This window comes from Dyadobacter alkalitolerans DSM 23607, assembly GCF_000428845.1.
GTDB lineage: Bacteria > Bacteroidota > Bacteroidia > Cytophagales > Spirosomataceae > Dyadobacter > Dyadobacter alkalitolerans.
Map to the genome: position 1 here is coordinate 1 of NZ_AUAS01000047.1, position 1,907 is coordinate 1,907.

Genomic DNA, 1,907 nt, shown 5'->3' on the forward strand with positions numbered 1-1,907 from the left:
TGGATCTACCCCAAATGACCTGTTTTTTGGCGCAAAAGCATCTTAATCGAACTTAATTGTAATCACTGGCTGTCCAGCCAAACGGGAGTACTTCAACTTTGATGAATCATTTAACCAAACTGGCTTATGAAACGCTTTTTACTCGCTGGTATATGCATGTTGAGTTTACTAAATTGTAAGGAAGACAAAATTAGTTCAACGGCATTGGATTGTTATTCTGGGTTTAAAGGGTTAACACGTGACGAATATGTAGTTGATGCGCCAGTAACAGTGCAACTAAGCGGCGGATTAGCTATCGGTAGCCAACTGATAGCATCCAATGGTGTCCCCTGGGGCGGATGTAATCTTCCGAAACAATTTATGCAAGATAGCTTACACGTCTACGTGACAGGTTATTTTTTAACTTCTGAGACATTGGAAACAATGAATTTAACACCTTTGCCTTTTGTAGTCACTTCCGCGAAGCTCAGATAATAGCGATCCATTTTCTAATCGTATACCATTCTCACGAAACGTCGGTATTTTTTGACACTTACGTATGTTCACGTGCCGGAACGGTTGACGTGTGAACCATAAGGGTAGGAGAAGAGCCAAGTGCCCTAATTTTTTGCATTACGCTGAATTTACCTTACAAATTTATTAACTGTGTTAAAAGTCAAGGATAACTGCGTAAAATTGGACAATAATTTTGATTAAATTCTTGATCGAACTTGACTACTGCAAAGGCCTGCCGAAGTAATTTATTAACCACCGCAATCAAGGCAACCTTCGAAGCTTTACCAGCAGCCTTTAAACGTTGATAGAGCTCTCGACATGATTTATTGTGCCGAATCGCGGACCAGGAGGCAACATACAGCATGCTTCTTAATTGCCCATCGCCTGTTTTGCAGATTCCCTTGACTGTATTAAGCTTTCCGGATTGATAAATAACTGGTGCCACACCAATGAATTTGGCCAAGGCTTTAGCCGAATGAAAGTGCCTAAGGCCACCTGTCACTTCAATTAATGCCGTGGCAATAGTTGGTGAACCAACTACGGATGTCAGCCTGATGAGCTCCTGGTTGAAATTAGCTTTTGTTAACTCCTCAATTTTATCTTTCAAAGTCTTCATAGCGACATCAAACTCATTTAAAATATGCATTAAACTTCTCTGAACATCTTCGTCTCTTACTGGTAATTAGGAAAATGAATGGGCTACATTTTGCATTGCCAGGTATTGTTTCTTATACTGTCTAAGCAAGGTACGCTTCTGACGAAGCCTTAGCAGCGCGTCACCGTTAAACTGAACTTTGTCGGTTGTACAAAAAAAAGGTTGTCCACCGTATGGAGGACTGTTTTAGTTCAACTATGGTAAGATGGCACGCGTTTAAATGTAATTCCTCTAACTCCTAGCATACACTTGTAGACGGTGACATATTGCTTGGTTGGTTTGCGAAAAAGCCGTGTAGGGTATGGGAATGTTATTTACCCTGGTCGTTTTAAGCTTACTATTTTACTTGCTGAAGTATTTAAAAACGCTCCGTGCCAGGATGGTCAAGTAAAAAATGGACGATTGGGTTGGTTTCCAAGCTTGATTCAAGCAGTAGCAATTCAAAAGAGATGGCAAAAGGAATCTTGTCAGAAAGTTGAAAGACAACCTTTTTTCAGAGAAGCACCGGTTTTGTTAATACGTAATTTCTGTTTTTGCAAACGTATGTTACTAAAATAAGTTGACGGTTTATACTATCCTACCCTCACGGTTTTTTAGCATAAAAATTTGCACAACTTAGATTCATATCCGCAAGCCTTGTCTTCTGACGTGGTTCCGTTTTAGTTTACACTTTTGCGGGTTAGTAAATATTAAAAGTCTCATTTCTCATCCAGTTTGCCGATAGTATTCAGCCTCGAAGGCAGCCGGATTCAGATAG

Annotated in this window: 2 protein-coding genes; one reads left to right on the forward strand and one right to left on the reverse strand. The window is 40.1% G+C overall.

Features of this window, described 5'->3' with window-relative positions; translation table 11 throughout:
- Nucleotides 1-126 precede the first annotated feature (126 nt).
- A complete protein-coding gene (locus G395_RS32325) occupies nt 127-474 on the forward strand; it encodes a hypothetical protein (RefSeq protein WP_157486855.1) in 348 nt (115 codons plus the stop codon).
- Between the two features lie 181 nt (nt 475-655).
- Here the strand turns inward: G395_RS32325 and G395_RS30725 are convergent, their stop codons facing one another.
- Nucleotides 656-1,141, reverse strand: coding sequence for an IS110 family transposase (locus G395_RS30725; protein WP_051350446.1), 486 nt, complete (start codon nt 1,139-1,141; stop codon nt 656-658).
- Between the last annotated feature and the right edge of the window lie 766 nt (nt 1,142-1,907).